The following is a 4960-nucleotide window of genomic DNA, read 5'->3' as shown; positions in this document are numbered from 1 at the left end:
AAGACTCAAGCCATTGAATCGACTCGTCTTTGTGCAAATATGGTCGTTCCAAAAAGCTCAAGAATTTCAACGAGAGCACCACACATGTGACTTAGTACGATTAGCCCACCCTACGGCTCCGTGCGAGAACCCTAAGCTCAATCCAGCATCTTGATATCGTCGGGCGCCTGCGGCGGCGTCTTGATCGCGATGGTCTTGAGGGTGCGGCCGCTCACCTTGGTGCCGCCATGCGGCGTGCCCTTCGGAATGATGACGAGATCGCCCGGCTTCACCGGCACCTCCGTGTCGCCGAGCCAGATCGTGCCGGTGCCGTCGAGGACGTACTGGATTTCGTTGGCGTTCGCGTGCAGATGCTTCGGCGTGTTGCCGTCCTGGATCGCGAGCGTTGCGCCGTCGACCGAAACGAGCAGCTTGTTGCGCATGCCCGACGCGTTGGGCGCGGAGAGGGCGTCGCCTTCCAGCTCACCGGTATGGATCACTTGCGCGGTGATGGTCTCGGCGGCAATCGCGGGGCGTAGCACATGCGTCACCGCGCATCCGGCGGCGAACGCCGCGGCAATCGACAGGGTTGTCGTGAGTTTGTTCATCTCGTCCTCCCCGGTGGCTGGTTGTTATGACCTCGATGTTAGGTTGCGAATTCCTCGCGGACCATCGACCATCCGGCGAAAAGATCGCGAGCTCTCCAAGGAATAAAGCTATCAGTCCGCGTTTTGCGGCACTGCACTCTGGCACCAAAGTCGCCTTCTCAAGCCCGCCGCGCCGCATTATGTTGCCGCACAACCGAATGGAGGAGACCGCCCATGACGAAGTCGATCGGCAAGCTCGCCGGCGCCCTGTTCGCCCTGATGCTGGCCATGCCCGCAGTCATGGCCCAGAGCAAGGTGACGGTCGCCGTCGGCGGCGGCGCCTGTCTGTGCTACTTGCCGACCGTGCTCGCCAAGCAGCTCGGCGAGTTCGACAAGGCGGGCCTCAATGTCGACCTCGTCGATCTCAAGGGCGGCTCGGATGCGCTGAAGGCCGTGCTCGGCGGCAGCGCCGACGTCGTCTCCGGTTACTTCGACCATTGCGTGAACCTCGCCGCGAAGAAGCAGGAGCTCGTCTCCTTCGTGGTCTACGACCGCTATCCCGGTCTGGTGCTGGTGGTCTCGCCCAAGCACACCGGTGAGATCAACTCGGTCAAGGACCTCGCTGGCAAGAAGGTTGGCGTCAGCGCGCCGGGCTCCTCGACCGATTTCTTCCTCAAGTACTTGTTGAAGAAGAACGGGCTAGACCCGACCAGCGCGGCCGTGATCGGCGTCGGCTTGGGGGCGACCGCGGTCGCGGCCATGGAGCAGGGCCAGATCGACGCCGCGGTGATGCTCGATCCGTCGGTCACCGTGCTGCAGGGCGGCCATTCCGACCTCAAGATCCTCGCCGACACCCGGACGCAAAAGGACACGCTCGCCACCTTCGGCGGCGAGTATCCTGGCGGCGCGCTCTATTCCACGGCGGCCTGGGTGTCGTCGCACGAGAAGGAGGTGCAGGCGCTCACCAATGCGATCGTCGCGACGCTGAGCTGGATCCATTCGCACTCGGCCGAGGACGTCATGGCGAAGATGCCGGACGAGATGGTCGGCAAGGACAAGGCGCTCTATCTCGCCGCGCTGAAGAACACCATTCCGATGTATTCGGAGAGCGGCAAGATGGACCCGAAGGGCGCGGACGCGGTGCTGGCGGTGTTCAGCGAAGGCTCGCCCGAGGTCGCCAAGGCCAATGTCGACGTCAGCAAGACCTTCACCAACAAATATGTTGACCAGGTCAAGAAGACGACGGGGATGAGCGCGAACTAATCATCCAGCCCGATCTGTCGGCGCGCATAAAGGGCTGCCGCGATCACGATCGCGGTTCCCTTGATGATCATCTGGACCTGAATCGGCAAGCCAAGCAGCAGCACCTCGTTGGCGATGATGACGATCATGGCGCTGCCGGCGAGCGCGCCGAGGATCGATCCGCGCCCGCCCTGCAGCGATACCTGACCGATCACGCAGGCGACGATGGAGTCGAGCTCGTAGCCTTGACCGACCCAGTTGTCGACGAGACCGACATAGCCGCTCAGGATCAGTCCGGCGGTCGCCGCAAGGCACGCGGAGATGACGTAACAGCCGATCATGACCAGGTCGGAGCGGATGCCGAACAGCCGCGCGGTCATCGGATTGCCGCCGACGATGAAGATCCTGCGTCCGAACGCGGATCGATGAAGCAGAACGGCGAGACCTGCGGCGAGGGCGAGCAGCACCAGCGCATCGTAGGGAATGCCGTGAAATCTCCCGGCCCCGAGCAGGCGCAGCAGCGGCGGTACGTTGCCGGACGGCGCGCCCTGCGTGTAGGCGAAGCGGAAGCCCTGCAGCAGGATCATGGTGGCGAGCGTGGCCAGAAATGGCGAGACCTGCCGCTTCGTCACCAGAAGGCCGTTGAGAACACCGATTGCGACCGCAACCGCCAGGGTTGCGGCGAAAACGGCCGCGATGCCACCGGCGCTGCCGGAAAGGCTGGTGGCGATCACGGCCGCGGTCGCCATCATCGAGGCGACCGACAGGTCGAGCCCGCGCACGATCATCACGAAGGCCTGCCCCATCGCGACGATCGCGAGCGGCGCGAATTGCAGGAGCAGGTTGGAGAGATTGCTCGCACCGAGGAAAGCCGGCGACAGCAGCCCGCCCAGGCCGAGCAGCACCGGCAGGATGAGGATCATCCCGAAGCGGCCGAGCAGGCGGAGCAGCGACCAGGAGGCCGCGATCGCGCGTGGCAATTCAGCTGATGTCGTCAGCCGCTCGCTCAAACCGTCCTCCGGCGTTCGACATAGACCGAGACAGCGAGCATGATGATCACCGCCTGCGCCACGAGCTGATAGTGTTTCGAGACATCCATGAAATTGAGAAGGTTGTTGAGGAGCGCGATCAGGAAGGCGCCGAGCAGCGTGCCGCTGACGCCGCCTTTGCCGCCGCTGAGCAGCGTGCCACCCAGCACCACCGGCGTGATCGAGGCCAGCGTGTAATTGACGCCGGTGTAGGGCTGGCCGACGCCGAAGCGCGCCGCGAGATAGAGCCCGGTCGCCGCGCAGCAAAATCCCGAGCAGCCATAGACCAGCATGAGGATACGCGTCCGGCGCAGTCCGACGAGTCGCGCCGCGTTGGCATCGTCGCCGAGCGCGTAGATCTGCCGCCCGAGCGGAAGATAGCGCAGCAGCAGCGCGATCAGCAGGCACAGCAGGACCGCGATGGTGGCGCCGAGCGGCAGCCCGTAGATGCGGCCATAGGCGAGGAAATTGAATCCCCGCGGCACGCGCCCGACGGGCCCCAGCGCATACAGCAGCGTCGCCCCCTGCAGGACGGCGCCCATGCCGAGCGTCACGATCAGCGGGTGCACCCGCAGGGCGACGACAAGGCCGGCGTTGACGAACCCGACCAGGGTTCCGAGCGCGAGCACGCCGATCACAACGGCAATGACGCGATTCGGATCGTTGTTGATCAGTCCCGAGGTCAGGCAGGAGGTCAGGCTGATCAGCGAGCCCACGGAAAGATCGATGCCGCCCGACAGGATGGTCAGGGTTTGTCCGATGCTCACGAGCGCGAGATCGGTGGTCTGCTCGAACACGTTGAGGAAATTGCCGACGCTCAGGAAGCGGTCCGACACGGTGGCGCCGACGAGGCTGACGGCTCCGATCAGGACCAGGACGCCGGCGAGGCTCGCATTGCTGCGGAGCCACCATCGCCGTTCCGTGCGCGCCACGACAGCCCCGGTCATGTTGCGCGCTCGCTGGTCGCAAGATGCGTGATGCTCTCCTCCGTCGCCTGCCGCCCTGCGAGCTCCCCGGTGATGCGGCCCTCGCGCATGACGATCACGCGATCGGCCATGCCGATGACTTCGGTCAATTCCGAACTGATCATCAGGATCGCCACGCCCGAGGCGGCCAGATCGCGCATGATGCGATAGATCTCGGCTTTGGCGCCGACGTCGATGCCGCGGGTGGGCTCATCCAGGATCAGCACGCTCCGGCAAATCCGTGCCCAGCGCGCCACGATCACCTTCTGCTGGTTGCCGCCGGACATGGTGGCGACCCTGGTCGCCGGGCCGCGGCAGGCGATGCGGTAGCGCTCGATCTCACGTGCGGCGATGCTGGCCTCGAGGCTGCGGTCGATCAGCCCGTGCCGTGCGATCTCGGACAATGCGGGCCCGGAGATGTTCGCCGCGACATCGAGCAGCATCGCCAGTCCCTGCGACTTGCGGTCCTCGGTGACAAGGCCCATCCCGAGCTCGATCGCGCGTGCGGGCGACATCGAGTTGAAGCGCTGGCCCCGCAGGTGAATCGTGCCGCTCAGGATCGGCACCGCACCGAACAGGCCGAGCGCCAGCTCCGAGCGCCCGGCGCCGACCATGCCGGCCAGTGCCACGATCTCACCGGCTCTCAGTTCGATCGAGACGTCGCGAACGCGATCGCCGACGGCAATGCCGTCGGTGCGCAGCACCGGCTCGCCGCCTGCCGTTTCGACCGGCCGGGTTGGAAACAGATCGCCGAGTTCACGGCCGACCATCATCGAAATCAGGCGCTCGCGGGTGACGTCCGCGGTGTCGTGCGTACCGACCTGTCGTCCGTCCTTGAGGACTGTGACGCGATCGCAGATCGCAAAGACTTCATCCAGGCGATGAGAGATGAACAGCACCGACACGCCGCTCTCTCGCAGGCGGCGGAGCAGATCGAACAGCAGCGTCACCTCGCGCCCGGCGATGACCGCGGTCGGCTCGTCGAGAACGAGCAGCTTGAGATGATGAGCCATGGCACGGGCGATCTCGACCATCTGCTGGTCGGCAACCGAAAGCGACGAGACGCTGGCATCGACGTCCAGCGAGACGCCGAGCTTCTGCAGCAGCGCCCTTGCTTCGCGCCGCGTTCGCGCGTGATCGACCATTCCGAACCGGTTGC

At 65.1% G+C, this 4960-nt stretch carries 5 protein-coding genes; 1 reads left to right on the top strand and 4 read right to left on the bottom strand.

From position 1 onward, the window contains the following. Positions 1 to 137 precede the first annotated feature (137 nt). Positions 138 to 587: a cupin domain-containing protein gene (locus JOY90_RS35820; RefSeq protein WP_291695810.1), complete on the bottom strand. Its 450-nt coding sequence runs from the start codon at positions 585 to 587 to the stop codon at positions 138 to 140. A gap of 213 nt (positions 588 to 800) precedes the next feature. On the opposite strand from JOY90_RS35820, the gene JOY90_RS35815 reads away from it, so the two are divergent. Then, on the top strand, positions 801 to 1829 hold the full coding sequence (locus tag JOY90_RS35815) for an ABC transporter substrate-binding protein (RefSeq protein WP_291695809.1): 1029 nt from the start codon (positions 801 to 803) through the stop codon (positions 1827 to 1829). Here JOY90_RS35815 and JOY90_RS35810 read toward each other — a convergent pair. The 3 genes from JOY90_RS35810 to JOY90_RS35800 all read right to left on the bottom strand — a co-directional run. Next, positions 1826 to 2818: an ABC transporter permease gene (locus JOY90_RS35810; RefSeq protein WP_291695808.1), complete on the bottom strand. Its 993-nt coding sequence runs from the start codon at positions 2816 to 2818 to the stop codon at positions 1826 to 1828. The two genes, JOY90_RS35815 and JOY90_RS35810, sit on opposite strands and share 4 nt — an antisense overlap. Next, positions 2815 to 3783: an ABC transporter permease gene (locus tag JOY90_RS35805; RefSeq protein WP_291695807.1), complete on the bottom strand. Its 969-nt coding sequence runs from the start codon at positions 3781 to 3783 to the stop codon at positions 2815 to 2817. The genes JOY90_RS35810 and JOY90_RS35805 overlap by 4 nt, the downstream gene beginning before the upstream one ends. Further along, the coding region (locus JOY90_RS35800) for a sugar ABC transporter ATP-binding protein (RefSeq protein WP_291695806.1) at positions 3780 to 4960 on the bottom strand (1181 nt) is incomplete at its 5' end. The genes JOY90_RS35805 and JOY90_RS35800, both read right to left, overlap by 4 nt.

Origin of the sequence: Bradyrhizobium sp. (genome assembly GCF_019242285.1) — a bacterium.
Lineage (GTDB): Bacteria > Pseudomonadota > Alphaproteobacteria > Rhizobiales > Xanthobacteraceae > Bradyrhizobium.
The sequence above is the reverse complement of the archived record's forward strand: the minus strand, read 5'-3'. Positions and strand labels throughout refer to the sequence as shown.

What these genes read in the sequence shown, in the direction of transcription:
- JOY90_RS35820 (WP_291695810.1), bottom strand. Translation starts at nt 587, where the DNA reads ATGAACAAACTCACGACAACCCTGTCGATTGCCGCGGCGTTCGCCGCC.
- JOY90_RS35815 (WP_291695809.1), top strand. Translation starts at nt 801, where the DNA reads ATGACGAAGTCGATCGGCAAGCTCGCCGGCGCCCTGTTCGCCCTGATG.
- JOY90_RS35805 (WP_291695807.1), bottom strand. Translation starts at nt 3,783, where the DNA reads ATGACCGGGGCTGTCGTGGCGCGCACGGAACGGCGATGGTGGCTCCGC.